This is a genomic window from Synechococcus sp. BS55D (genome assembly GCF_004332415.1).
GTDB lineage: Bacteria > Cyanobacteriota > Cyanobacteriia > PCC-6307 > Cyanobiaceae > Synechococcus_C.
Window position 1 is genome coordinate 295,800 of sequence record NZ_PHQT01000001.1, and the last position, 21,705, is coordinate 317,504.

Below are 21,705 nucleotides of genomic sequence, written 5' to 3' on the forward strand. Positions count from 1 at the left end.
CTCGCGCCAGGCCTCGCTTAGAACACCATCATTGCTTTTGCTCTCCGCCATGACCCTTTCCATTCGGCAGCGGTTACTGAGCCGTCGCTCTCTGCTGGGCCGCGTCATGGTGGTTGCGTTCGGTTGGATGGCAGCTCCCAGGCCTGTCCTGGCGGCGTCAAAGGCAGCAGACCCTGCCTGGACTCTCTCGGATGCTGAATGGAAGCGTCGGCTCACACCAGAGGCCTATCAAGTGTTGCGGCGGGAAGGGACCGAGCGCCCCTTCACCAGTCCCCTGAATGGTGAGAAGCGCAAGGGCACCTATCACTGCGCTGGCTGTGACCTGCCTCTGTTTTCCTCTGCCGCCAAGTTCGACAGCGGTACGGGTTGGCCCAGCTTCTGGGAGCCGTTGGCCGGTGCGGTTGCCACGAAAGTAGATTTCAAATTGATCATTCCGCGCACCGAGTACCACTGCCGTCGTTGCGGGGGCCATCAGGGTCATGTGTTCGATGACGGTCCAAGGCCTACCGGCAAGCGCTACTGCAACAACGGCGTCGCCCTCCGGTTCCAGCCCTCTGCATGATCTGATCGTGATCGGCGGTGGTGCCGCCGGCTTCATGGCAGCGATCACGGCTGCCGAGCAGGGGCTCAGGGATGTCCTGGTCCTCGAGGCCACCCCTGAGCCCCTCAGCAAGGTGCGCATCAGCGGCGGCGGCCGTTGCAATGTCACCCATGCCTGCTGGGATCCGATCGAATTGGTGGGCCATTACCCCCGGGGTAGTCGCCCCCTGCGCGGTCCCTTCAGTCGTTTCGCCTGCGGGGATGCTGTGGGCTGGTTTGCCGATCGAGGTCTGGAGCTTGTCGAGGAGCCGGATGGTCGGATGTTTCCTCTCGCTAACCGATCAGAGGCGGTGATCCAATGTTTGCGCCGTGCAGCTCGGAGTGCTGGGGTTGAACTTCAGCTGCGTGCTCCGGTGCGCAGCCTGCGGCAGCAGGACGAAGGGTTTCTGCTCGAGGGCCATGGCCGCCAAGGCGAGACAGCTCCGCTTTGGACGGCCCGTCGGGTGCTCGTGGCCACCGGTGGTCATCCCAGTGGACGGCGACTGGCTGCCGCTCTCGGGCACCAGATCGTCGATCCCCTTCCCTCGCTGTTCACCCTGGCACTTCAGGCCCCTGGGCTTACAGCCTGTTCTGGGGTGGCGCTCGATGGCGTGGAACTGGAGCTCAGCCTGTCCGGCGGTCGCTCGCGACAGCTGGGCAGGGTGCTGATCACCCACTGGGGGCTCAGCGGTCCGGCGACCCTCCGACTGACGGCCTTCGCTGCTCGTGGGTTGCATGCGGAGCGGTATCGAGGCGAGCTGACCGTGCGCTGGTTGGCCGGGTTGGCCAATGCTGAGGTCTCCGCAGCCCTGCAGACCCTGCGTCATCAGGAATCACGCCGCAGCCTCGCCGCAGCCCGACCCTATCCCCAGCGGCTGCCACGGCGGCTCTGGCTCACCCTGCTCGCTCAGGTGGGAGCTGATCCTCAGCGTCGCTGGGCGGACTGCCCAGCTGCCTGGGAGCGAGCCCTGGTGCAGGCGTTGACCGGCAGTCGCTATCCGATCCGGGGTCGAGGTCCTTTTGGAGAGGAGTTTGTGACGGCCGGCGGTGTCGCGCTTGGCGAGGTCAATCTGGCAACGATGGAGAGCCGACTGGTGAACGGTCTTTACTTCGCTGGGGAGCTGCTGGATGTGGATGGGGTTACCGGCGGCTTCAACTTCCAGCACTGCTGGAGCAGCGGCTGGCTGGCGGGTCAGGCGATCGCTGCCTCCCTCCCCTGAGCACTGTTCACTGGATCTGGTCGAACACCGTGAACATCGGCAAATACATGGCCAGCAGGATTGAGCCGACAATGCCACCCACCACGACGATCATGGCCGGTTCCAGCATCGAGGTGAGCGCTTTGACCGCCGCCGACACCTCGTCTTCGTAGAAGTCCGCCACTTTGCTGAGCATCTGGTCCATCTCGCCGGTTTCTTCACCGATCGCGAGCATGCTGAGGGCCATCTCCGGCAGCACCTTCTGGCGGTTCAGGGCTGTGCTCAGAAGCACCCCCTCCTGGACGAGCGTTCTTGAAGCCAGGATCGCGTCCGAGATGATCGAATGACCGGCCGTCTCGCTGGAGATTTCCAGAGACATCAGGATCGGCACGCCGGCGCGGGTGAGGGAACTGAAGATCCGGCAGAACTGAGCGGTGGCCGTTTTCGTGATCAGGTCGCCGAACAGGGGTAGGCGCAGCATCAGCCGATCCACCACACGACGGCCTTTGTCGGTGTTGTAGTAGCGAGCAAATAGCCAGACCCCCACCAGCAGCCCCACCGCGAAGACCAAGGAGGCGGAGGATCGCAGCAGTTTGCTGAGGTCCACCATCAGCTGGGTGAACAGGGGCAGTTCCGCCCCCAGGTCTTCGAAGATTCCGGCAAAGGTGGGAATCAGAAAGATCGTCATGCCCAGGAACACGAGGATGGCGATTACCAGCACCGCAACCGGATAGCCCAGCGCGCCTTTGATCTGGTTCTGCAGGCGGGCGTTGTCTTCGAGCAGTTTGGCCAGGCGTTTCAGGGATTCATCGAGCACACCCCCCGCCTCGCCCGCCTCCACCATGGCCACGGTGAGCTGATCAAAGACCTTCGGCCATTGCCGCATGGCTGCACCCATCGCCGTGCCCTGGTTCACCTCCAGTTGAACGGCGACGAGAGCCTTTTTGAACATCGGCAGTTTTTGCTGGCTGGCCATCAGATCGAGGCTGCGCACGATCGGTACGCCGGCATCCACCAGCGCGGCCAGCTTGCTGGCCCAGACGGCCTTCTCCTTCACGCCCGGAGGTTTCTGGAACGCCTCCCCCAGGTCGAGGGAGAGTAGTCCGGCCTTGGCTTGGCTGCCTGCGGCTGTCTGATCCTGGGTTTTGGCACGTAGATCCGTGGCCTTGATGCCGCGTCTCCTGAGCTGGCGCCTGGCGTCGGCGGGATCACTGGCACGGATCGTCACCGATCGCGCCTGTCCTGAGGCGGAGGTGTAGCTGGCGGTGAAGGTGGCCATCGTCAGCGCCTGGGTCAGCCGTTCAGCAACCGTTCCAGTTCGGACGGTTTGCTCGCTTTGGTTCTCGCCTCATCCAGGCTGATCTCGCCGCGGTTGACCAAATCCGCCAATGCCTTCTCCAGGGTCTGCATCCCCTGCTCTCCCCCGGTCTGGATCTGCGAGTAGAGCTGAGCGGTCTTGCCCTCGCGGATCAGATTCGCCACGGCTGGTGTGTTGATCAGGATTTCCTGGGCCATCACCCGGCCGAACTGGCCTGGTTGAGGATTCTCTTTCCGGCAGAGGGTCTGGGAGAACACCGCCACCAGGCTTCCAGACAGCTGCACGCGGATCTGGGTCTGCTGGCCGGGTGGGAAAACATCCACCATGCGGTCGACGGTTTGAGCGGCCGAGCTGGTGTGCAAGGTGCCAAACACCAGGTGACCTGTTTCCGCCGCGGTGATCGCCAGCTGGATTGTTTCGAGATCGCGCATCTCCCCCACAAGGATCACGTCCGGGTCCTCCCGCAGGGCTGCTCGCAGGGCATTGGCGAAGCTGCGGGTGTCTTCGTTGAGCTGCCGTTGGTGCACCAGGCTGCGGTCACTTCGATACACGAACTCGATCGGATCTTCGATCGTGAGGATGTGTTCTGCTCGGGTGTGATTGATGTGGTCGAGGAGGGCCGCGAGCGTCGTGGTCTTGCCCGAGCCCGTCGGGCCGGTCACCAGCACCAGCCCCCGCGGTCGCTTGCTCGTTTCCACCACCACCGAAGGCAGCTGCAGGGCCTCAATGCTGGGGATGCTGCTGCCGAGGGCCCGCAGGCAGGCGGCGTAACTGCCTTTCTGGCGATAAACGTTCACGCGGAATCGCGCCACCCCCTTCAGGCCGTACGCGCAGTCCAACTCCCACGTCTGTTCGAGGGTCTTGCGCTGACTGTTGTTCAGCATCGAGAAGATCAGCCCGTTGCAGGTCTCCTCCGTCAGGGGGGTCTCCGTGAGGGGGCGGAGCTGCCCGCTGAAGCGTCCGTAGGGAGGTTGCCCGCTGGCGAGGTGCAGGTCGCTTCCGTTGCCCTGAACCAGCTGTTCCATCAGCTCTTCAATCATCAGGTCCATGGCAGGCAGCTCATTGACGCGGGCGCAGGCAGTACGGACATTCCAGCCAGGCTTCCTGCAGTCCGCCACCACAACCGGCGCAGGTCAGGGTGCTCAGGGCCCGGGCGCGGCGTTCCGATTCGAGTCCGGCATCGGTGAGGATCATGCGTCCCACCTCCTCCAGGGTGGTGAGTCCTTGGCGCACCAGCTCCAGGCTGTAACCCAGCAGCGTTTTCATGCCGCTCTCCAGGGCGAGGCGCCGGATCACGTTCGTGGTTGCTCCCTTCGCCACGGCGGTGGCCAGGGTTTCATTCATGCGCAACACCTCATACACACCAACCCGGCCTCTGTAGCCACTGCCCTGGCAATGGCCACAGGCGCTGCCGCTTCCGTCGTGGTGACGGGCGCGCACGAAGCGCACATCGGTTTCTCTGTGGGTGATGAGTCCGAAGCGCCCCAGTTCGTCGGTATCGGGCTGGTAAGGCTCGCAGCAGTGGCTGCAGACCCGGCGCAACAGGCGTTGGGACACGATGCCGATCAGGGAAGCGCTGACCATGAACGGTTCGACGCCCATTTCGCTGAGACGGGCGATCGCACTCGGGGCGTCATTGCAGTGCAGGGTGGTCAGCACGAGGTGTCCGGTGAGGGCGGCTTCGATGGCTGTTTTGGCGGTTTCCAGATCGCGCGTCTCCCCCACCAGCAGCACGTCCGGGTCTTGACGCATAAAGGCGCGCAGGGCGGTGCTGAAGTCGAATCCCTTGTCACGATTGACCTGGCACTGGGTGATCCCAGGCAAGGTGTATTCAATGGGATCCTCCACCGTGGAGATGTTGATCCCAGGGTCGTTCCGTTCCGCCAGTAGCGAATAGAGCGTCGTGGATTTACCCGATCCAGTTGGGCCCGTGACCAGGATCATCCCGAAGGGTTTGGAGCCGAGGCTGCGCACCATTTGCAAGGCGTCAGCATCGGTGATCAGCTTGTCCAGCCCCAGCTGGGTGGCGCCGCTGTCGAGCAGCCGCAGGACGATCTTTTCCCCGAAGCGGCTCGGAAGGCTGTTGACCCGGAAATCAACGGTGCGCTTCTGGAAACGTCGCCGAATGCGCCCATCCTGGGCCTGTCGGCGTTCGGCGATATCCAAATCGGCCATGATTTTGAACCTTGAGGTCACCGCCGGCACAAGGCGACTCGGCAACGGTTCGCTGTAGCTCTGAAGCAAGCCGTCCTGACGGAAGCGCACCTGAAGTCCGGCCTGTTGGGGCTCTACGTGGATGTCACTGGCTTCCAGTTGCAGGGCCTGCAGCAGGATTCGGTTCACCAGATTCACGACCGGTGAGGCGTTGGTGTCTTGCAGGGTCTGCTCGAGGTCCTCGTGCAGGGCCGCCAGCCTCGCGGTTTCCTCGGGGTCTTCTTCCAGGACCCCCTCGGGATTGAAATTTTCAAGCAGGGAAGGGCTGGCGGCTGGGTTGGACGCCGGTTCTGCGCTGAAGGCTGTTTCTCCGGAGGCTGTTTCTCGGGAGAGCGTGCCCGTGATCAGTGTGACGGGGGTGTTGGCTTCAACAGTGCTCTGCGGTTCTTGGCGTTCCAGCCCTTGCAGCTCCAGCTCTTGGAGCAGCCTTGCCAGCTTTGGCTGGTTGAGGTCTAGTCCTTTGCGTTCGATCGCGTCCCGCAGGCGTGAGGCGCTGAGGGGTGTGGGCTGTTCCGGCAGCGGGATCTGCAGGAGCAACTCCAGTTCCAACCGTTGCCGAGTCGGTTCGGAATCGGAGGTTGATGCCTGCTCGTTCATGCTCGACTCCGCAGACGATGCAAGGTGATGGGTCGGAGGTGCGGGCTTCCGCCGCTTGTGGGAGGCGCGCCTCACCCTTCAACATGTCTAGACGTGAATTCGGTCCCGGTCAGCATGAGTGGCGATCTCTCCTCCCCTGCACATGAGTCCACCGCTGGTGGCGGTTCTGAGGTTCCGTCGTCATCTGTGAGTCCTGACTCCGCCGCGCAGCAGCCCTCAGATCCCTCGACCGATGGCTCCGCTGGTTCGATGGACAGCCCAACGGCCAGTGCAACGGCCGATGGGTCGACCGAGTCTGCTGCTGACAACAGTGCCCGGCTCGAGCAGCTGGAGCGCGAGCACAGCAGCCTTCGGGAAGAACATGAGGCCCTGCGCAGTCAATACATGCGCATCGCTGCCGATTTCGACAACTTCCGCAAGCGCCAGAGCCGGGATCAGGACGACCTCAAGCTGCAGCTCACCTGCAGCACCCTCAGCGAGATCCTGCCGGTGGTCGACAACTTTGAGCGGGCCCGCCAGCAGCTCAACCCTGAAAGCGAAGAGGCGCAGTCGCTGCATCGCAGTTATCAGGGCCTCTACAAGCAGTTGGTGGATGTGCTCAAACAGCTGGGAGTGGCCCCGATGCGAGTCGTGGGTCAGGACTTTGATCCGACCTTGCATGAGGCAGTGCTGCGGGAACCCAGCGACGAGCACCATGAGGATGTGGTGATCGAGGAGCTTCAGCGCGGTTATCACCTCAATGGCAGGGTGCTTCGCCACGCCATGGTCAAGGTCTCCATGGGGCCCGGTCCCCAAGGTGGGGCTGCAGCTCGTCCCGATGCCGATGCCGATGCCGATCCCGATGCCGACAGCAGCTCCGCGGAGACTGGAGACTCCAGTGATGCGTCCGCTTGATCGCCTGGAGCTGGCCCTTAGGGTGATGAACGGGATGACGAGCTGATGGCCGATTACTACGAGCTGCTCGGGGTCGGAAGGGATGCCGATGCCGACAACCTGAAGCGGGCCTATCGGCGATTGGCTCGCCAGTACCACCCGGATGTCAACAAGGATCCTGGTGCTGAGGATCGTTTCAAGGAGATCGGCCGCGCCTACGAGGTCCTCAGCGACCCTCAGACCCGTGCCCGTTACGACCAGTTCGGTGAGGCCGGTCTCGGTGGTGCTGCCGGCATGCCCGACATGGGCGACATGGGTGGCTTCGCCGATCTGTTCGAAACCTTCTTCAGCGGCTTTGGTGGAGCTGCAGGTGGGCGGCAGCAGCGCCGCCGCGGACCCCAACAGGGCGATGACCTCCGCTACGACCTCACGATCGATTTCGAGCAGGCGGTGTTTGGTCAGGAGCAGGAGATCCGTATCCCCCACCTGGAAACCTGCACCACCTGCAACGGCAGCGGCGCCAAAACCGGCAGTGGACCCACCACCTGCACCACCTGCGGTGGTGTTGGTCAGGTGCGACGTGCAACCCGAACTCCCTTCGGCAGCTTCACGCAGGTGGCGGAGTGTCCCAGTTGTGATGGCAGTGGTCAGGTGATCGCTGATCCCTGCTCCGCCTGCGGTGGCCAGGGGGTGCAGCAGGTTCGTAAGAAGTTGCGGATCAACATCCCTGCCGGTGTCGATACAGGCACCCGACTGCGGGTCGCCGGAGAGGGCAATGCCGGCCAGCGCGGCGGTCCCTCAGGGGATCTCTATGTCTTCCTCACCGTTCGTCCCCATCCCAGCTTGCGACGGGATGGCCTCACCGTGCTTTCCGAAGTGAAGGTGAGCTATCTCCAGGCCATTCTTGGCGACACGATCGAGGTGGAGACCGTCGATGGTCCTTCCAGCCTCGAGATTCCTGCCGGCACCCAGCCCAATGCCGTGCTCACCCTCGAGAACAAAGGCATCCCCAAGCTCGGCAACCCCGTGGCCCGAGGTCACCAGCGCATCACGGTCACCGTTCAGTTGCCCACCCGCCTCAATGCGGAAGAGCGGACCCTGCTGGAGGATCTGGCCGGCCACCATTCCGCCCGGGGTGAACAGCATCACCACCACAAGAGCGGATTGTTTGCCCGCCTGTTCGGACAACGCTGAACGGTGCCCTTTCCCGAGCCCGATTCGTCACTTGATCTTCGGGGCACCCCCTGCCCGGTGAATTTCATCAGGGCACGACTGGCCCTGGAGGGCCTGGAATCAGGGGCTGTCTTGGAGCTGGTCTTGGATCGAGGCGAACCTGAAGCCATGGTGTTGCCCGGTCTGGAGCGGGAGGGTCATGCCGTGTCGGTGCAGGAGACCACGGACGACTGGCTGAGACTTCACGTGACCTGCGCTGGTGGTTGATTCCGACCGCCGGCACGGAATGGTGGTGGCCCTTCAGGCCAACTATCTGGAGGTGGAGCTGGATGATCCGGAGGCGGGCATTCGCCTGCTCTGCACCCGTCGCACGCGACTCGCCCATCGCGGTGCCGCGGTGCATGTCGGTGATCGGGTCTGGGTGGAGGCGATTGATCGGGAGCACAACCGCGCCGTGGTGGCGGAGGTGGACCCGCGCAGCAGCTGGTTGACGCGTCCACCCGTGGCCAATGTCACCGCGGTGGTGGTGGCTCTGGCCGTGGAGCAGCCTGCCTTTGATTCTGATCAGGCCAGTCGCTTTCTGCTGACGGCGGAGCAGACCGGCCTGCAGGTGCATGTGCTGCTTAGTAAGTGCGATTTGATCCCAGCGGAGCAGCAGCAGGCGCTGGTCGAGCGTTTGCGTGGCTGGGGCTATGACCCCCTGGCGGTGTCCAGCCGTTCGGGCATGGGACTGGAAACGCTTCGTTCCAGGCTGGCGCAGGGGTCGCTCTCAGTGCTCTGTGGTCCATCTGGAGTGGGTAAGAGCTCCCTGCTCAACGGTTTGATCCCCGGGTTGGAGCTCAGGGTTGCGGCTGTGTCCGGTCGTCTGCAGCGCGGCCGCCACACCACCCGTCATGTGGAGCTTCATACCCTCCCTTCAGGCGCGAGGGTGGCCGACACTCCTGGCTTCAACCGTCCTGAGCTGCCCGGTGATGTGCAGAACCTGGAAGTGCTTTTCCCAGAGCTGCGTCGGCGTCTAGAGGATCAACCCTGCCGATTCCGTGATTGTTTGCACCGGGGCGAACCTGGCTGTGGGATCGATCAGGACTGGGATCGCTATCCCCTTTACCGGCGTGCCGTCGAGGAGATGCTTGCCCTCAGCCGCCCATCCCGGGGAGGTTGAGGTTGAGGCCGCCTGTGAGTTCCTCCATGCGTTCTTTCATGGTGCCGGTGGAGCGTTCATAGGCCGACTTGAGTGCTGCGAGCACGGCCGCTTCACAGGCTTCTGTGCCTTCTGACAGGAGAGCTGGATCCAAGCGCACCCGCAGGGGTTGCTGATTGCCAGACAGCCACACACTCGCCCGGCCATCGTCTGATGTGCCTTCCAGTTCCATGGCGTCGAGCTCCTCCTGGAGCTTCTGGGCGTCCTGCTGGATCTGCTGGGCCTTCCGGAACGCTTCCGTGAGCTGACCGAAATTGGGGAGTCCGAACCCTGCCATGACGCCTTTGGAGGAACCGGCAGGTTAGGCGGTCAGGGCGAGGGCGACTCGCTGAAGCCGAGGCGCTTCACTTCGGTGTGCAGTCGGATTCCTCGATCCCGTTCGACCTCGGTTTGCACCAGGTCGATCAGATTGCCGATGTCGGCAGCGGTCGCTCCTCCCAGATTCACGATGAAATTGGCGTGGATGTTGGAGACCTCGGCGGCACCAACCCGACGGCCCTTCAGGCCCAGTGACTCGATCAGTTGACCGGCCTTGAGTGGTTCGGGATTGCGGAACACGCTGCCGCAGCTCGGCCATTGATACGGCTGTGTGGTGGTGCGATGGGACAGGTTGTCGCTGGTGCGACGGCTGAGCTCGGCTGGATCATGACCGGGTTCCAGCAGGAATCGCGCGGCGATCACCAGGTGCTCGGCACTTTGCAGGCGACTGTGCCGATAGGAAAAGTCGAGGACTTCGCTGGTGAGGGTGATGGGCTCGCCGCTGGTGCCCTGGAGATCGAGAACGTCGACTGAGACCAGCCGTTCTGCGGTGCAGCCCCCTTGGGCTCCCGCGTTCATCACGGCGGCGCCTCCCACGGTGCCTGGAATGCCCACGGCCCATTCCAGGCCGTGGAGACCGGCCTTGGCAGCCCGGCGCGCCAGGGTGGGAATCGGCTCTCCGGCCCAGGCGCTGACCTCACCGCTGTCGCCACAGATCTGGGTGCCCTGCAACTTCCGCAGGCAAAGGGTGAGCCCCGGCAGCCCGCGATCGCTGATCAGCAGATTGGAGCCTGCACCGATCACCCGGATCGGTAGGGATTCGATCTGAGCCCACTGCAGCAGCTCCTGCAGCTGGTGGATGTCTGCTGGTTCCGCCAGCCATTCGGCCGGACCACCCACGCGCCAGGTGGTGTAGTCGGCGAGAGCGACCTTCCGACGCAGCAAGCCCGACTGCTCAAGCTCCATCAGGCCGCCAGTGGTGAGCGACATGAGGCTTTCGAGGAAGACGTGTCGTCGGCAAGACGGCTCCAGAGGCTGTTGACATCACCGGCGCCCATGGCGAGCACGAGGTCATCGGGCCGGCTGTGCTCCTGAACCAGAACGGTGAGCTCCTCCAGGCTGTCGGCCACCAGAACGGGACGCTCCGGTGCCAATCGATGCAGGGACGAGGCCAGTGCGTGGCTGTTCACGTCGGCGATCGGTGCTTCACCGGCGCTGTAGACGGGGGCGAGCAGAACGCAATCGGCCAGGGTCAGGGCCGCAGCGAACTCCTCGAGGAATTCCTGGGTACGGCTGAAACGGTGGGGCTGGAAGACCACCATCAACCGTTGGGGCGCTCGGGGCAGGGGACTGCGTCCGCTGTTGAGCATCAGGCGGACCATGCTGAGTGTGGCGCGGACCTCACTGGGGTGATGGGCGTAGTCGTCCACGATCTGGCGTCCTTGCCAGTCGCCGCGGAAATCAAAGCGCCGACCCGGGGCCTGCAGCTGTTCAAGTCCCTGCTTCAGCTGATCGAAGCTCACGCCCGCTAAGCGACAGGCAGCCAGCGCTGCGGTCACGTTGCTGAGGTTGTGCAGCCCAGGCAGGGGGAGGGTGATTTGCCCGATCGGTTCCCCAGCTTCGAAGAAGTCGGCGATGGTGCGGTCGCCGTCTAGTGCCACCGGTAGCGCTGCGAAATCGACTCCCTCGCTCCGTTGAACAGACCACCAGGCGGCCGCTTGAAAATGCTCGCGCAGGATCGGGTCGTCGTGGTTGGCCAGCAGACGACCGCAACCCTGGGCGAAACGCCCCATGGTGGCGATCAGACCCTCAAGGTTCTTGTAGTGATCGGTATGATCCAGTTCCAGATTGGTGATGACACCGAGTTCGGCCTCGAACTTCACCAGGGATCCATCCGATTCATCTGCCTCCGCGACCAGGAAGCGGCCGGTGCCGGCATGGCCATTGCTGCCGAAGCAAGGAACGACGCCACCGATGACGGCGGTGGGGTCTTCACCAGCCGCCGCCAGCAGGGTGGTGATCACTGTGCTGGTGGTGGTTTTGCCATGGCTGCCTGCCACCGCGATCGACGGTTGATCGGCGATCAGAGCAGCGAGTACGTCAGAGCGATGCCAGATGCTGAGACCGTGCGCGCGGGCGGCAGCGAATTCAGGATTGTTAGCCGGAATCGCGGTGCTGACAACCACCAGCGGGGCTGGCTCCGACGTGGCGATCAGCCCATCGATGGTGCTGGCCACCTGGGAATCCAGCACCTGGATGCCCTGATCGATCAGACGCTGAACGATCGGCGTGCGCTTGGGTTCAGAACCACTCACCCGATAGCCGCGTTCCGCCAGGATCAGCGCCAGCGCGGACATGCCAATGCCGCCGATGCCGATGAAATGAACGGGCTGCTGCCGGCTGAGCGAACTGGCCAATGGGCTGGATCGTGAGCCCGAAAGATAAGGCAGTCCTCGGCCGAAAGCTTGTCTTCGACACGCATGTCAGCACTCCACCCCTTGTCAGGTTCGGCGCCCACCTGGGGTCTTCAGGGATTGCAGCAGGGGCTTGGACAAGGGAATCCTATTGATTTCTGTATGATCGGCGGCCAAACCACCCACTGCGGTCCGCCGCTTTTGCCATGACCCTGCGCGTTGCGATCAATGGATTCGGCCGAATCGGTCGCAACTTCATGCGCTGCTGGATCAGCCGTGGGGCCAACACCGACATCGAGGTGGTGGGTCTGAACGACACCTCCGACCCCAAGACCAATTCCCACCTGCTCACCTACGACACAATGTTGGGTCGTATTCAGGGTGCAGAGATCGGTTACACCGACAACACCCTGATCGTGAATGGCAAGACGATCAAGTGCTACTCCGACCGCAATCCCCTCAACCTCCCCTGGAAGGAGTGGGATATCGATCTAGTGATCGAGTCCACTGGTGTGTTCAACACCGATGAGAAAGCCAGCATGCACCTGCAGGCCGGCGCCAAGAAGGTGATCCTCACCGCTCCTGGCAAGGGCCCTGGTGTTGGCACCTTCGTGGTGGGCGTGAACGCTGATCAATACCGCCACGAGGACTTCAACATCCTGTCCAATGCCAGCTGCACCACCAACTGCATGGCGCCGATCGTCAAGGTGATCGACCAGGAATTCGGCATCGTCAAAGGCTCGATGACCACGGTGCACAGCTACACCGGTGACCAGCGCATCCTCGATGCCAGCCACCGCGACCTGCGCCGCGCCCGTGCCGCTGCGATGAACATTGTTCCCACCACGACGGGAGCTGCTCAGGCTGTGGCTCTGGTCTACCCCGAAGTGATGGGCAAGCTCGACGGTCTCGCTCTGCGCGTTCCCACCCCGAACGTGTCCCTGGTGGACATGGTCTTCAACGTGAGCAAGAACACCACTAGGGAGGAGGTGAACGCTTCACTGAAGGCTGCGTCCGAAGGTTCAGCCAAGGGCATCATCAAGTACTGCGAACTGCCCCTGGTCTCCACTGACCACGCTGGCACCGATGAATCCACCATCGTGGATGCCGAGCTCACCAAGGTGATGGGCGGTGACCAGGTCAAGATCCTGTCCTGGTACGACAACGAGTGGGGCTACAGCCAGCGCGTGGTTGATCTCGCCGAAATCGTCGCCAAGAACTGGAAGTGATGACACAAGCACTCTCCTGAGTGCTGTTCGTGACTGTTTCAACCCCTCCTGGATGGAGGGGTTTTTGTTGCGGACTCTCCTGGCCGCTGGTCTTCCCCTAAGCGCTGAAATGGGTGTATCCGGCTGCTGCAGAGACCACGCCGCTGCCGTCGCTCCAGCAGATTTGACCGTTGGCGTCACTGATCTCGCCGATCCGCTGGCTGCCTGGTTGTTGGGCCAGCCATTCTCGTGCCCAGTCGGGGGGCAGGCTCAGCACGAGTTCAAAGTCTTCCCCGCCATTCAGGCACCAGCTCTGCCATGGCTCTGTCTGGGGCCAACCTTGGGCCAGGGGAAGCGCCCTGGGATCGAGCAGTGCTCCGCAGTGGCTGCTGCGGCAGAGATCACTGACCGCTGTGAGCAGCCCATCGCTGCTGTCGGTGCCTCCTGCTCGCCACTCCAGACCATCCGGTTTGCAGCCCAGCAAGCTGTGCAGCGCATCGAAACGGGGTTGGGGGCGTTGATGCTGGCGGATCGCCTGCTTGCAGAGTGCGGGGTCGATGCCTTCGAGTGCCGGATCCAGGCTGTTTTGGAGCAGCGCCAGCCCCAGCCTGCTGAGGCCATGGGGACCACTCACCACCAACCAGTCACCTGGCCTGGCCTGATTGCGATGCAGACGGAGTGGACTGCAGCGACCCAGGGCTGTGATCGCCAGCATGCGTTGATGACCGCTGGTGCAGTCTCCGCCCAGCAACACCCCGCCGTGGCAGTGCAGGGCAGCCTGAAGACCTTGATAGACCCCCTCCACCCAGCGCCAGGGGGTGTCGGCAGGGGCGACCAGTCCGACCGTGATTCCTAAGACGTGATCAGCGCCGCTGGCGGCGAGGTCGGAGAGATTGACAGCGGCAGCCCGCCAGCCCACATCCTCTGCCTCCGTGGTGGCATCACTGAAATGAATGCCATCCACCAGCAGATCCGTGTTCACCAGCAGCTTGCTGCCATCGGATTCGATCAGGGCCGTGTCGTCCTCGAACTGACCAGGAGGGGCGTAAGCGGCCAGGCGACGGATCAGCTCCGCTTCCCCCAGGTCGCGCAGACGTTCAGCCACGGAATCGTTCAGCCAAGGGATCGTGCTCAGGCGTGGGGCTGCAGCCGATCAGCCCCATCGATCACTTTGATGCTGACCACGTTGTCGTCAACACCGAGTTCCTCGAGCACATCAAAGCCATCCACGACGTAGCCGAAGGCCGCATTGCGTCCATCCACCAGGTTGAGACCGGCGGGGGTGAGCTCGGCCTCGTAGAGGAACATGAAGAACTGGGACGATCCATCGTCCAGTGCCTGGTCGGAATGGGCCCAGCCCAGGGTGCCGAGGGTGGCGAAGGGGAGTGTCGGAGTGGCCTTGTAGAGCCCCACATCTTCGAAGGTCTGGTTGTAGAAGGTCTCCGCTTCACCGGGAACGCGGATCTCCAGGGGCACGTGGCGTTCTTGTTTGGTGGTCGGATCGATGTAGCCGATTTCGGGCCCCTTGGGATCACCGGTCTGAAGGATGTAGAAGTCTTCAGCGCGGATAAAGGGCAAGCCGTCGTAGAAGCCCTTGAGGCTCAGATCGATGAAGGCTCCTGCGGTGAGCGGAGCGTTGTAGCCATCCACCACCGCGGTGAGATCGCCTTGGCTGGTGCTGATGGTCACGGTGGCGCGACCCTGCAGGCGGGGCAGGGCGTCGAACTCCGCAGGGATTGCTGGGATCGTGTCGTCCGTCAGCAGTGCTTCGAGATCACCGATCAGGCTGAGGGTGGATCGACGTCTGTCGATGAAGGCGGACTTGTCTTGCCGCTCCACTTCGTCTTGGAGTTGGTGGATGCCTTCGGAGACAGCATCGAGCAGCTGATCGGCTGTTGCTTGGTCCGCCTCGGGCATGGCGGTGAGGATCGTGTTGCGTCGCGTCGCCAGTAGCGCTTGGCTGCGGCTGAGGGAGCGGGCCAGGGCACTCCAGCGTTTCGCCCGCAGGTCATCGCTGGTGCCTTCGAGTCGGTGCTGGAGCTCGCGCAGGTCTACCTGATCGAAGGGGAGTGCGTCGCGGAGGATCGCTGCGGGATCCTTGACGGCATTGCCCTGGGGCAGCCCGGCATAGGCCGGTGCTGCCAGCCAGAGGCCAGTGGCGGTGATCAGGGCGATCAGCAGGGAGCAGAGTCGCTGATGTGCCATGGGGAACCCAGGTGCTGCCTGGACTTTGGCACAGCCGTATGATCCCCTGAACCGTTCCGCGGGAATGATCTCCAGCAACGACTTTCGCACCGGCACCACAATTGAGCTCGACGGTGCCGTCTGGCGCGTCGTCGAGTTCCTGCACGTGAAGCCCGGCAAGGGTTCTGCCTTCGTTCGCACCAAGCTCAAGGCTGTGCAGAGCGGCAGCGTGGTTGAAAAGACCTTCCGTGCCGGCGAAATGCTTCCGCAGGCCATGCTCGAGAAGGCCACTCTTCAGCACACTTATATGGAGGGTGACGATTACGTCTTCATGGACATGGGTTCCTACGAGGAGACCCGTCTCACGGCCCAACAGATTGGCGACAGCCGCAAATACCTCAAGGAAGGCATGGAGGTCAGCGTCGTGTCCTGGAATGGCAAGCCCCTTGAGGTGGAACTGCCCAATTCCGTTGTCCTTGAGATCACGCAGACCGACCCTGGCGTGAAGGGCGATACCGCCACCGGCGGCACCAAGCCCGCCATTCTCGAGACTGGAGCCCAGGTGATGGTTCCCCTGTTCCTCTCGATTGGCGAGAAGATCAAGGTCGACACCCGCAACGACTCTTATCTGGGCCGCGAGAACGGATGACCATGCAGCTTGATCACGACCAGCTCCATCGCCTCCTGGAAGTGCTCTCGGAGAGCGACATTCAGGAATTCCGCCTGGAGGGGGATGACTTCCGCCTGGAGGTTCGTCGCAATCTCCCCACCATCGCTGTGGCTGCTGCAGCTCCCGCTCCAGCAACTGCCTCTGCGGCACCGATTGAGGTGCGACAGGAAAGCACTGCTGGCCCTGCCACCCCACCCCCTTTGGTGTCGGCATCCCGCTCTGACCTGGTGGACGTCACAGCGCCAATGGTTGGCACCTTCTATCGCGCTCCGGCTCCGGGTGAGGATCCCTTTGTTGAGGTGGGCACTCGGGTGAACTCCGGTCAAACCGTCTGCATCCTCGAGGCGATGAAGCTGATGAACGAGCTTGAGGTCGAAGTGGCCGGTGAGGTGATTGAGATCCTTGTTGACAACGGCACACCAGTGGAGTTCGGTCAGGTTTTGATGCGGGTCAAGCCCGGCCAGTCGAGCTGAGCTCCCAGGCCGCTCGCAGGGCGGCCACCATGCTGTCTGCCCGGGCGACTCCACGCCCGGCGATGTCGAAGCCCGTGCCGTGATCTGGTGAAGTGCGCAGAAAGGGCAAGCCCAGGGTGGTGTTCACGGCTTGGTCGAAGGCCAGCAGCTTCACGGGAATCAAACCCTGGTCGTGATACAGCGCCAGGATTCCATCCGGACTGTCAGTGCAGGCCCCCTGTTGCCAGGATCGGGCGGCACTGAGCCAGCAGGTGTCCGGTGGAAGCGGTCCACTCAGGGACACTTCGGGATGGTCCTGGGACCACTCCTGAAGCAGAGGTGCCAGCCAGCGTTGCTCTTCATCCCCCAGCTGCCCCTGTTCCCCGGCATGGGGGTTGAGCCCTGCCACCAGCAGCCTGGGGCTGGGGTTGAAGCGCTGGCAGAACGCGGCGAGTGTATTGAGTTTGTGCAGGATGCGGGCTGGTGTGAGCTGTTCGGGGACGGTGGCAAGTGGAATGTGGGTGGTGGCCAGCAGGGTGTTGAGGCGCCAGCCAGTCAAGGGTGAGACCGCCGTGAACAGCATGGAGGCTTGATCGGTTCCGCATAGTTCCGCCAGCCGCTCAGTCTGGCCTGGATAGTGATGGCCTGCGGCATGCCAGGCATGTTTGGCGATTGGTGCGGTCACGAGGGCCCGCCCTTGCCCCTGGAGCACCGCTTGGGTTGCGGTGGTCAGCCAGTGAAAGCTGCTGTCTCCACTGATGGCGCTTGGGTCTCCAGCCTCGATCTTGTGGCTGAGGGGTTGGTCGAGCATCGGTAGCCCGTCTGGATCTGCCAGCGGGCCTGCAGCATTGGCCCGCAGCTGCTGATACGTGGCTTCTAGAGCGCGACGACAGCCCACAAGCAGGGGGTTCAGGTCGGATGGCAGAGCTGGTGAGGCGAGAGCCTTCAGGGTCACTTCCATGCCGATGCCCGCCGGATCACCCAGGGCGATCAGCAGCGTCTGATTAGCGTCGGAGGACTCGATCGTCATGGCGATGCTGCGCTGGTTGCTTCTAGGGCTTCTGCTGTATGGCCTGGGAACGGCCCTGCGTCAGGGCTGGCTGGAGGTGCAGTGGCACCGTCTGCTCCATGACGCCGGTCTCACATTCATTGATCCGGAGAAGCCGATCCAGTGGAATGAGCTGATTCTGGGCGCTCCGGAGTCGGAGGGGGCTGATCAGCAGAAGGCACCGCAGCCCTGAATCCTTCCACCTTGAGGCAGTCGAGCAGGCCGCTGCGAAAATCAGGGTGCAGCAGCGTGTAGCCAAGCTCCTGGCAGAGCAGATGATTGCTCACCCGGCGGTTCTCTGCCCAGAAGGAGCGGGCCATCGCGCTCATGGCGACGCTGGCTTCGCTGTAGGGCTTCGGTTCGGGGATGGCCACGCCCAGTAGGGAGGCGGCATGGCGTTGCACCGTGGCCGATGGGGCCGGTTCGTTGTCGCTGATGTTCACGATCTCAGGCCGCTGCCCCTGCGCCGCACGTTCGATCAGGTGCAGACAGGCGCCTGCAATGTCATCGACATGGATGCGGCAAAACACTTGATTGGGTTTGTCGATCGGTTGTAGTTCACCGCGGCTAATTGTCCGAAGCGGCGAGCGGTCGGGGCCGTAGATCCCTGGCAGGCGAAGAATCTGTACGGGAAGACCAGATTCCAGCCAGGCCTGCTCGCAGGCCAGTCGTCGCTGGCTGCGTTCCTGGGTGGGCTTGGCTGGATCCGATTCCTGCACCCAGCCTCCCTGGCGGTCTCCGTAAACACCGGTGGTGGACAGATAGCCCACCCACTGCAGGGGGAGCTGTTGCAGTTGCTCCCCAAGACAACGCAGCACCGGATCCTGTCCATTGCGTTCAGGAGGAATGGTGCTGAGCACATGGGTGACATCGTTCAACTGCTCCGGATCGGGATGTTTGGCAAGTTGGCTGTCAAAGCGCAGTACCGACCCAAGGTCTGATTCATCGGGAAGGCGCCGCGTGGTGAGAACCCTGGCCCCCTGGCGTCGAGCGAGGGCGGCCAGATGGCTGCCACTGAATCCGGCTCCCAGCACGAGGAGGGTGGCGTCCGGCGGCAGAGGCGGGCAGCGGTTGACAAGATCGTCGAGCATCAGTACAACTGTATTAGTTCACCGTTGGCTCATGACCGGCTCCTGCCTGACCCTGGTACCCACGTCATCCATCATCGCGCCGCGGCGCCGGGCGCTGCGCCTCTCCTTGTCCACCACTAGTGCCGCCTTGGTGGCTGCTGCCTGCATCTCAGGAGCGTTTCTGTTGGCGCCTGAGCAGCCTGAGCAGCAGGCCTCGATTTGCCAGCGCCATAACTCCGCTGTCGCCTGCCGCGTTTGGTGAGCGGAGTTCAGGTTCAGGCGGGTTGCAGCAGCCAATCATCGTTCTGGGCGTCATTGCCGGGGGCGTCATCGTGCTCCAAGTCATCGCCAGTGTTGCTTTCCAGCTCCGGTTGGGCCCACTGCAGAAGTCTGAGGGCGAGGCGCAGATCGCCATCCATCCAGGCGCGGATCGCCATGGCCCGCCGGGGATCGTAGAAGCGTTGCCTCCGGTACCAGTCGAAAGCATCGGCATCCGACTTGTGTCCATTGCAGGACAGGCAGGCCGGCACGCAGTTTTCAGTCACACTCAAGCCGCCACGACTGCGTGGCAGAACATGATCAATCGACTCTGATGGTTTGCCGCAATAAATACAACTTTTGCCCGTGAACTTATGCAGGGATTGACGCCATCGTCGGACACGCAATTTGGGACATAGATCTTCAAGGAAAACCGCATCCCTGCTGTGCATCCGAGTGCCTCGGTTGTGCGCAGTGTGCCGTCTCTTCCCGGTGCGTCAATGTGTCGAAGACTGCATTTCAGAAGGTTCATCTCGCTCTGGGATCACAGCATTTCCTGCCTGCTTGTGCCTTGGCTGAGAAGCCCTAAGATGGTTTTTGCTGACTGATTCAGCCACGGCTTCAACAACGGCATCGCAGTGTTATCTCGGGCTCTCTCCTGCAGGTCTTGTGCAGGTGATGCATCCCTTTGATGCCGTCACCCAGGCTCAGATCCGACGGATCCGACCCCGGGGGATGTGGCGCGGTGCCAAGCGAGGCTGGGAATTCCCCATGGCCGCGGCCAAGGAGCTTCAGGCCCAGCTGGGCCCGCGGTTTCCGGTGCGCGACGATCTGGCCCGCTGGATGGCCTGGCATCAGCATCCGATGCCGCCGTTGCCTTCCCATCGCCAGTTGGTGGCATTGGCCGATCTGGATCAGGCGCTGCCTGACGGACGTCAGCCGCTTCCCCATCAGCGCAGTGGTGCCCGATGGTTGCTGGCCCGCAGAGGCGCGGTCCTCGCCGATGAGATGGGTCTTGGCAAGACCCTCACCGCCCTGCTGGCGGCTCGTGCCATGCAACGTGCCCTCCCGCTGGAGCTGGTGGTGGTGGCCCCGGTCGGACTCCATGACCACTGGCGGCGGGAGGCTGATGCCCTGGGGCTCAGCCCTACCTTGCTCAGTTGGGCTCGACTCCCTGACGACCTGCCCGAGGCGGGAACGCTGCTGGTGGTGGATGAGGCCCATTTCGGCCAGTCGATGCAGGCCCAGCGCACCCAGGCTCTGCTGCGCCTCGCCCGTCACCCCCGGTTGCGGGCGATCTGGCTGCTCACGGGCACGCCGATGAAGAATGGCCGGCCCGATCAGCTCTATCCATTACTGGCGGCGATTGATCATCCGATCGCCCGAGATCAACGCCAGTTTGAGGAGCGTTACTGCCAGGGTCATTGGCGCGAGCAGGCTGGTCAGCGGCGCTGGCAGGCCGGCGGTGCTAGTCAGTTGGAGGAGTTGCGACGGTTCACCCGCCCGCTGGTGCTCCATCGGCGCAAGCAGCGCCTTTTGGGGCTGCCGCCGAAGGAGCGGCGCTTTGAGCCTCTCCAGCTGGAGGATGCTGAGGCCCGCGGGATGGATCACCGTCTTGCTCAGGTGATTGAGGAGTACCGCCGAAGGGTGCGGGCTGGATCGGTGCGCTCCGATGCGGAATCCTTTGCTGTGCTGACGGCCCTGCGCCGAATTGCTGCGGAGTTCAAATTGCCTGCGGCGGCCAGCCTGGTGGAAACACTGCGTCGCCAGGGACAGGCGGTTGTGCTCTTCAGCAGCTTTGTGGAGCCCCTGCATCTTTTGCAGCAGCGCCTGGGGGGTGTCGTGCTGAGCGGGCGATTGCGACCTGAGGATCGTCAGGGGGTGGTGGATCGCTTTCAGGCGGGTGAGACCGATTTGCTGCTGAGTACCTATGGCACCGGCGGTCTTGGCTTCACCTTGCATCGGGCCCGCAGGGTGGTGTTGCTGGAACGGCCCTGGACCCCTGGAGCTGTGGATCAGGCCGAGGACCGCTGCCATCGACTTGGGATGGATGGGGGGTTGATCAGCTACTGGTTGCAGTTGGGGCTAGCCGATCAGCTGGTGGATGCGCTCGTAGCCAGTAAGGCGCGCCAGATTGAGATTTTGCTGGGCCCCAGAAGCCTGACCCTGGAGCGTCAGCCCTTGCCCGCGCTGCTGCTGCGCTGTTTGCAGGACGCCTGACGCACCTTCAGCTCATGGCTGATCATCGGGTCGGCGGCTTTCCCCTGCTTGTTCACCAGCTGCATGGCTTGGTTGACATCGCTGCAGGCCTGATCGAGGCGGCCGAGCAGCGTGTAGAGCAGCGAGCGATCCGTGAGCGGACCCGGGTCGCTGCGATGGAGATCGACCACAGCATTGCAGCGGCGCAGCGCCCGTTCGAGTCGATTGAGATCAAGGTTTTCCAGGCAGGCCTGGGCGGGCAATTCAGGATCGCTGGCCTTGCGGGTCGGGGCTGAGCGGCTACTGCAGCCCAAGCCTGAGACCAACAGGCCGGCCAGAAGTAGGCCGACCACAAGGTGTCTGGGTTCAGTAGCTGTATCGCTGATCACCGTAGGTATTCGAGGAGGAGCCGGAGCTGGAGGACTTGGTCTTGGGTTGATCCTGGGGAAGCTTGGCGGAGCCGCCGGATGCCCCGAACAGGTCACCGAGATAGCGACCGCAGTCGGGATAACTGCCGGGATCGTTGACCACAGCCTCGGTGATCATCACAGCAGCATGTTCTGGGGAGGTTTTGAAGACGCTATTGCCCTGACGCTTCACCAGGGCATAAGAGGCTTCCCAGCTGACGGAGTGGTCGTTCCCGTTGCTGCGCATGAAGCAGTAGATCTGGGCGCCTTTGTTGAGTTCGGGCTTATCAGCTGCTTTGACGCCGCTCGCCACCAGGTTGAGCCCGGCGAGTCCGGCCAGGGTGAGGACGGTTGCAAGACGGATCTGGATCCTGGCCATAGCT

Annotated in this window: 24 protein-coding genes; 11 read left to right on the forward strand and 13 right to left on the reverse strand. The window is 63.1% G+C overall.

Annotated features, from left to right (window positions below; genetic code table 11):
- Nucleotides 1-49 precede the first annotated feature (49 nt).
- Nucleotides 50-562 carry a peptide-methionine (R)-S-oxide reductase MsrB gene (gene msrB, locus CWE16_RS01495; RefSeq protein WP_131592413.1) on the forward strand — a complete coding sequence of 171 codons (513 nt, stop codon included), beginning with the start codon at nucleotides 50-52 and terminating at the stop codon, nucleotides 560-562.
- A complete protein-coding gene (locus CWE16_RS01500; protein WP_131592415.1) occupies nucleotides 489-1,799 on the forward strand; it encodes an NAD(P)/FAD-dependent oxidoreductase in 1,311 nt (436 codons plus the stop codon). Before msrB ends, CWE16_RS01500 begins: the two co-directional genes overlap by 74 nt.
- Before the next feature lie 7 nt (nucleotides 1,800-1,806).
- On the opposite strand, the gene CWE16_RS01505 is transcribed toward CWE16_RS01500, so the two are convergent.
- Genes CWE16_RS01505 through CWE16_RS01515 form a run of 3 tightly spaced genes read right to left on the reverse strand, consistent with a single transcriptional unit; the run spans nucleotide 1,807 to nucleotide 5,907 of the window.
- Nucleotides 1,807-3,057, reverse strand: a complete 1,251-nt coding sequence (locus CWE16_RS01505) for a type II secretion system F family protein (protein WP_131592417.1) — start codon at nucleotides 3,055-3,057, stop codon at nucleotides 1,807-1,809.
- A 14-nt stretch (nucleotides 3,058-3,071) separates the two neighbouring features.
- Entirely contained in the window at nucleotides 3,072-4,145 is a 1,074-nt protein-coding gene (locus CWE16_RS01510; protein ID WP_131592419.1) for a type IV pilus twitching motility protein PilT, read from the reverse strand.
- Between the two features lie 10 nt (nucleotides 4,146-4,155).
- Nucleotides 4,156-5,907, reverse strand: coding sequence for a GspE/PulE family protein (locus CWE16_RS01515; RefSeq protein ID WP_236629502.1), 1,752 nt, complete (start codon nucleotides 5,905-5,907; stop codon nucleotides 4,156-4,158).
- Nucleotides 5,908-6,021: 114 nt separating this feature from the next.
- Between CWE16_RS01515 and grpE the strand changes: the two genes are divergently transcribed.
- From grpE to rsgA, 4 genes are read left to right on the forward strand one after another with little or no spacing between them, the layout of a single operon-like run.
- A complete protein-coding gene (grpE, locus tag CWE16_RS01520) occupies nucleotides 6,022-6,801 on the forward strand; it encodes a nucleotide exchange factor GrpE (RefSeq protein ID WP_131592987.1) in 780 nt (259 codons plus the stop codon).
- Between the two features lie 45 nt (nucleotides 6,802-6,846).
- Nucleotides 6,847-7,974: a molecular chaperone DnaJ gene (dnaJ, locus tag CWE16_RS01525; protein ID WP_131455125.1), complete on the forward strand. Its 1,128-nt coding sequence runs from the start codon at nucleotides 6,847-6,849 to the stop codon at nucleotides 7,972-7,974.
- A gap of 3 nt (nucleotides 7,975-7,977) precedes the next feature.
- Nucleotides 7,978-8,220, forward strand: coding sequence for a sulfurtransferase TusA family protein (locus tag CWE16_RS01530; protein WP_131592423.1), 243 nt, complete (start codon nucleotides 7,978-7,980; stop codon nucleotides 8,218-8,220).
- 19 nt (nucleotides 8,221-8,239) lie between these two features.
- Nucleotides 8,240-9,115 carry a ribosome small subunit-dependent GTPase A gene (gene rsgA, locus CWE16_RS01535; protein WP_131592989.1) on the forward strand — a complete coding sequence of 292 codons (876 nt, stop codon included), beginning with the start codon at nucleotides 8,240-8,242 and terminating at the stop codon, nucleotides 9,113-9,115.
- Here the strand turns inward: rsgA and CWE16_RS01540 are convergent.
- Genes CWE16_RS01540 through murC form a run of 3 tightly spaced genes read right to left on the reverse strand, consistent with a single transcriptional unit; the run spans nucleotide 9,090 to nucleotide 11,829 of the window.
- Nucleotides 9,090-9,431 (reverse strand): YbaB/EbfC family nucleoid-associated protein, encoded by a 342-nt coding sequence (locus CWE16_RS01540; protein ID WP_131455127.1) that lies wholly within the window; start codon nucleotides 9,429-9,431, stop codon nucleotides 9,090-9,092. The genes rsgA and CWE16_RS01540 overlap by 26 nt on opposite strands.
- A gap of 32 nt (nucleotides 9,432-9,463) precedes the next feature.
- The gene (murB, locus tag CWE16_RS01545; RefSeq protein WP_236629538.1) at nucleotides 9,464-10,378 is read right to left on the reverse strand and encodes a UDP-N-acetylmuramate dehydrogenase; all 915 of its coding nucleotides are present in this window, start codon (nucleotides 10,376-10,378) and stop codon (nucleotides 9,464-9,466) included.
- Complete coding sequence (murC, locus tag CWE16_RS01550; protein WP_131592427.1) at nucleotides 10,378-11,829, reverse strand: UDP-N-acetylmuramate--L-alanine ligase; 1,452 nt, start codon at nucleotides 11,827-11,829, stop codon at nucleotides 10,378-10,380. Before murC ends, murB begins: the two co-directional genes overlap by 1 nt.
- A gap of 203 nt (nucleotides 11,830-12,032) precedes the next feature.
- Between murC and gap the strand changes: the two genes are divergently transcribed.
- Nucleotides 12,033-13,055, forward strand: coding sequence for a type I glyceraldehyde-3-phosphate dehydrogenase (gene gap / locus CWE16_RS01555; protein ID WP_131592429.1), 1,023 nt, complete (start codon nucleotides 12,033-12,035; stop codon nucleotides 13,053-13,055).
- Nucleotides 13,056-13,152: 97 nt separating this feature from the next.
- Here gap and thiL read toward each other — a convergent pair whose 3' ends face one another.
- Both thiL and CWE16_RS01565 read right to left on the reverse strand, forming a co-directional pair.
- Nucleotides 13,153-14,139: a thiamine-phosphate kinase gene (gene thiL, locus CWE16_RS01560; RefSeq protein ID WP_131592431.1), complete on the reverse strand. Its 987-nt coding sequence runs from the start codon at nucleotides 14,137-14,139 to the stop codon at nucleotides 13,153-13,155.
- Between the two features lie 26 nt (nucleotides 14,140-14,165).
- Complete coding sequence (locus CWE16_RS01565; RefSeq protein ID WP_131592432.1) at nucleotides 14,166-15,239, reverse strand: peptidylprolyl isomerase; 1,074 nt, start codon at nucleotides 15,237-15,239, stop codon at nucleotides 14,166-14,168.
- A gap of 64 nt (nucleotides 15,240-15,303) precedes the next feature.
- Between CWE16_RS01565 and efp the strand changes: the two genes are divergently transcribed.
- Nucleotides 15,304-15,867 carry an elongation factor P gene (gene efp / locus CWE16_RS01570; protein ID WP_131455133.1) on the forward strand — a complete coding sequence of 188 codons (564 nt, stop codon included), beginning with the start codon at nucleotides 15,304-15,306 and terminating at the stop codon, nucleotides 15,865-15,867.
- Nucleotides 15,864-16,361, forward strand: coding sequence for an acetyl-CoA carboxylase biotin carboxyl carrier protein (gene accB, locus CWE16_RS01575; RefSeq protein ID WP_131592433.1), 498 nt, complete (start codon nucleotides 15,864-15,866; stop codon nucleotides 16,359-16,361). The genes efp and accB overlap by 4 nt, the downstream gene beginning before the upstream one ends.
- Here accB and pdxA read toward each other — a convergent pair.
- Entirely contained in the window at nucleotides 16,339-17,370 is a 1,032-nt protein-coding gene (pdxA, locus tag CWE16_RS01580; protein ID WP_131592434.1) for a 4-hydroxythreonine-4-phosphate dehydrogenase PdxA, read from the reverse strand. The two genes, accB and pdxA, sit on opposite strands and share 23 nt — an antisense overlap.
- 116 nt (nucleotides 17,371-17,486) lie before the next feature.
- Nucleotides 17,487-18,479 carry an SDR family oxidoreductase gene (locus CWE16_RS01590; RefSeq protein WP_131592435.1) on the reverse strand — a complete coding sequence of 331 codons (993 nt, stop codon included), beginning with the start codon at nucleotides 18,477-18,479 and terminating at the stop codon, nucleotides 17,487-17,489.
- Nucleotides 18,480-18,510: 31 nt separating this feature from the next.
- On the opposite strand from CWE16_RS01590, the gene CWE16_RS12210 reads away from it, so the two are divergent.
- On the forward strand, nucleotides 18,511-18,720 hold the full coding sequence (locus tag CWE16_RS12210; RefSeq protein ID WP_236629503.1) for a serine protease inhibitor: 210 nt from the start codon (nucleotides 18,511-18,513) through the stop codon (nucleotides 18,718-18,720).
- 13 nt (nucleotides 18,721-18,733) lie between these two features.
- Here the strand turns inward: CWE16_RS12210 and CWE16_RS01600 are convergent, their stop codons facing one another.
- Nucleotides 18,734-19,168, reverse strand: a complete 435-nt coding sequence (locus CWE16_RS01600) for an HNH endonuclease (protein WP_131592436.1) — start codon at nucleotides 19,166-19,168, stop codon at nucleotides 18,734-18,736.
- A gap of 226 nt (nucleotides 19,169-19,394) precedes the next feature.
- On the opposite strand from CWE16_RS01600, the gene CWE16_RS01605 reads away from it, so the two are divergent.
- Nucleotides 19,395-20,936: a DEAD/DEAH box helicase gene (locus CWE16_RS01605; protein WP_201737956.1), complete on the forward strand. Its 1,542-nt coding sequence runs from the start codon at nucleotides 19,395-19,397 to the stop codon at nucleotides 20,934-20,936.
- On the opposite strand, the gene CWE16_RS01610 is transcribed toward CWE16_RS01605, so the two are convergent.
- Together CWE16_RS01610 and CWE16_RS01615 are read right to left on the reverse strand one after the other, a co-directional pair.
- A complete protein-coding gene (locus tag CWE16_RS01610; protein ID WP_236629504.1) occupies nucleotides 20,891-21,304 on the reverse strand; it encodes a hypothetical protein in 414 nt (137 codons plus the stop codon). The genes CWE16_RS01605 and CWE16_RS01610 overlap by 46 nt on opposite strands.
- Nucleotides 21,282-21,701, reverse strand: a complete 420-nt coding sequence (locus CWE16_RS01615; RefSeq protein WP_131592437.1) for a DUF6554 family protein — start codon at nucleotides 21,699-21,701, stop codon at nucleotides 21,282-21,284. Before CWE16_RS01615 ends, CWE16_RS01610 begins: the two co-directional genes overlap by 23 nt.
- Between the last annotated feature and the right edge of the window lie 4 nt (nucleotides 21,702-21,705).

Bases quoted from the DNA above. Each gene is read 5' to 3' on its own strand.
- msrB (WP_131592413.1), top strand. From the start codon at position 50: ATGACCCTTTCCATTCGGCAGCGGTTACTGAGCCGTCGCTCTCTGCTG.
- CWE16_RS01515 (WP_236629502.1), bottom strand. From the start codon at position 5,907: ATGAACGAGCAGGCATCAACCTCCGATTCCGAACCGACTCGGCAACGG.
- gap (WP_131592429.1), top strand. From the start codon at position 12,033: ATGACCCTGCGCGTTGCGATCAATGGATTCGGCCGAATCGGTCGCAAC.
- CWE16_RS01590 (WP_131592435.1), bottom strand. From the start codon at position 18,479: ATGCTCGACGATCTTGTCAACCGCTGCCCGCCTCTGCCGCCGGACGCC.
- CWE16_RS12210 (WP_236629503.1), top strand. From the start codon at position 18,511: ATGACCGGCTCCTGCCTGACCCTGGTACCCACGTCATCCATCATCGCG.
- grpE (WP_131592987.1), top strand. From the start codon at position 6,022: ATGAGTGGCGATCTCTCCTCCCCTGCACATGAGTCCACCGCTGGTGGC.
- pdxA (WP_131592434.1), bottom strand. From the start codon at position 17,370: ATGACGATCGAGTCCTCCGACGCTAATCAGACGCTGCTGATCGCCCTG.
- efp (WP_131455133.1), top strand. From the start codon at position 15,304: ATGATCTCCAGCAACGACTTTCGCACCGGCACCACAATTGAGCTCGAC.
- CWE16_RS01510 (WP_131592419.1), bottom strand. From the start codon at position 4,145: ATGGACCTGATGATTGAAGAGCTGATGGAACAGCTGGTTCAGGGCAAC.
- rsgA (WP_131592989.1), top strand. From the start codon at position 8,240: ATGGTGGTGGCCCTTCAGGCCAACTATCTGGAGGTGGAGCTGGATGAT.
- CWE16_RS01500 (WP_131592415.1), top strand. From the start codon at position 489: ATGACGGTCCAAGGCCTACCGGCAAGCGCTACTGCAACAACGGCGTCG.
- CWE16_RS01605 (WP_201737956.1), top strand. From the start codon at position 19,395: ATGCATCCCTTTGATGCCGTCACCCAGGCTCAGATCCGACGGATCCGA.
- CWE16_RS01615 (WP_131592437.1), bottom strand. From the start codon at position 21,701: ATGGCCAGGATCCAGATCCGTCTTGCAACCGTCCTCACCCTGGCCGGA.
- CWE16_RS01565 (WP_131592432.1), bottom strand. From the start codon at position 15,239: ATGGCACATCAGCGACTCTGCTCCCTGCTGATCGCCCTGATCACCGCC.
- accB (WP_131592433.1), top strand. From the start codon at position 15,864: ATGACCATGCAGCTTGATCACGACCAGCTCCATCGCCTCCTGGAAGTG.
- dnaJ (WP_131455125.1), top strand. From the start codon at position 6,847: ATGGCCGATTACTACGAGCTGCTCGGGGTCGGAAGGGATGCCGATGCC.
- CWE16_RS01600 (WP_131592436.1), bottom strand. From the start codon at position 19,168: ATGCACAGCAGGGATGCGGTTTTCCTTGAAGATCTATGTCCCAAATTG.
- CWE16_RS01540 (WP_131455127.1), bottom strand. From the start codon at position 9,431: ATGGCAGGGTTCGGACTCCCCAATTTCGGTCAGCTCACGGAAGCGTTC.
- CWE16_RS01505 (WP_131592417.1), bottom strand. From the start codon at position 3,057: ATGGCCACCTTCACCGCCAGCTACACCTCCGCCTCAGGACAGGCGCGA.
- murB (WP_236629538.1), bottom strand. From the start codon at position 10,378: ATGGAGCTTGAGCAGTCGGGCTTGCTGCGTCGGAAGGTCGCTCTCGCC.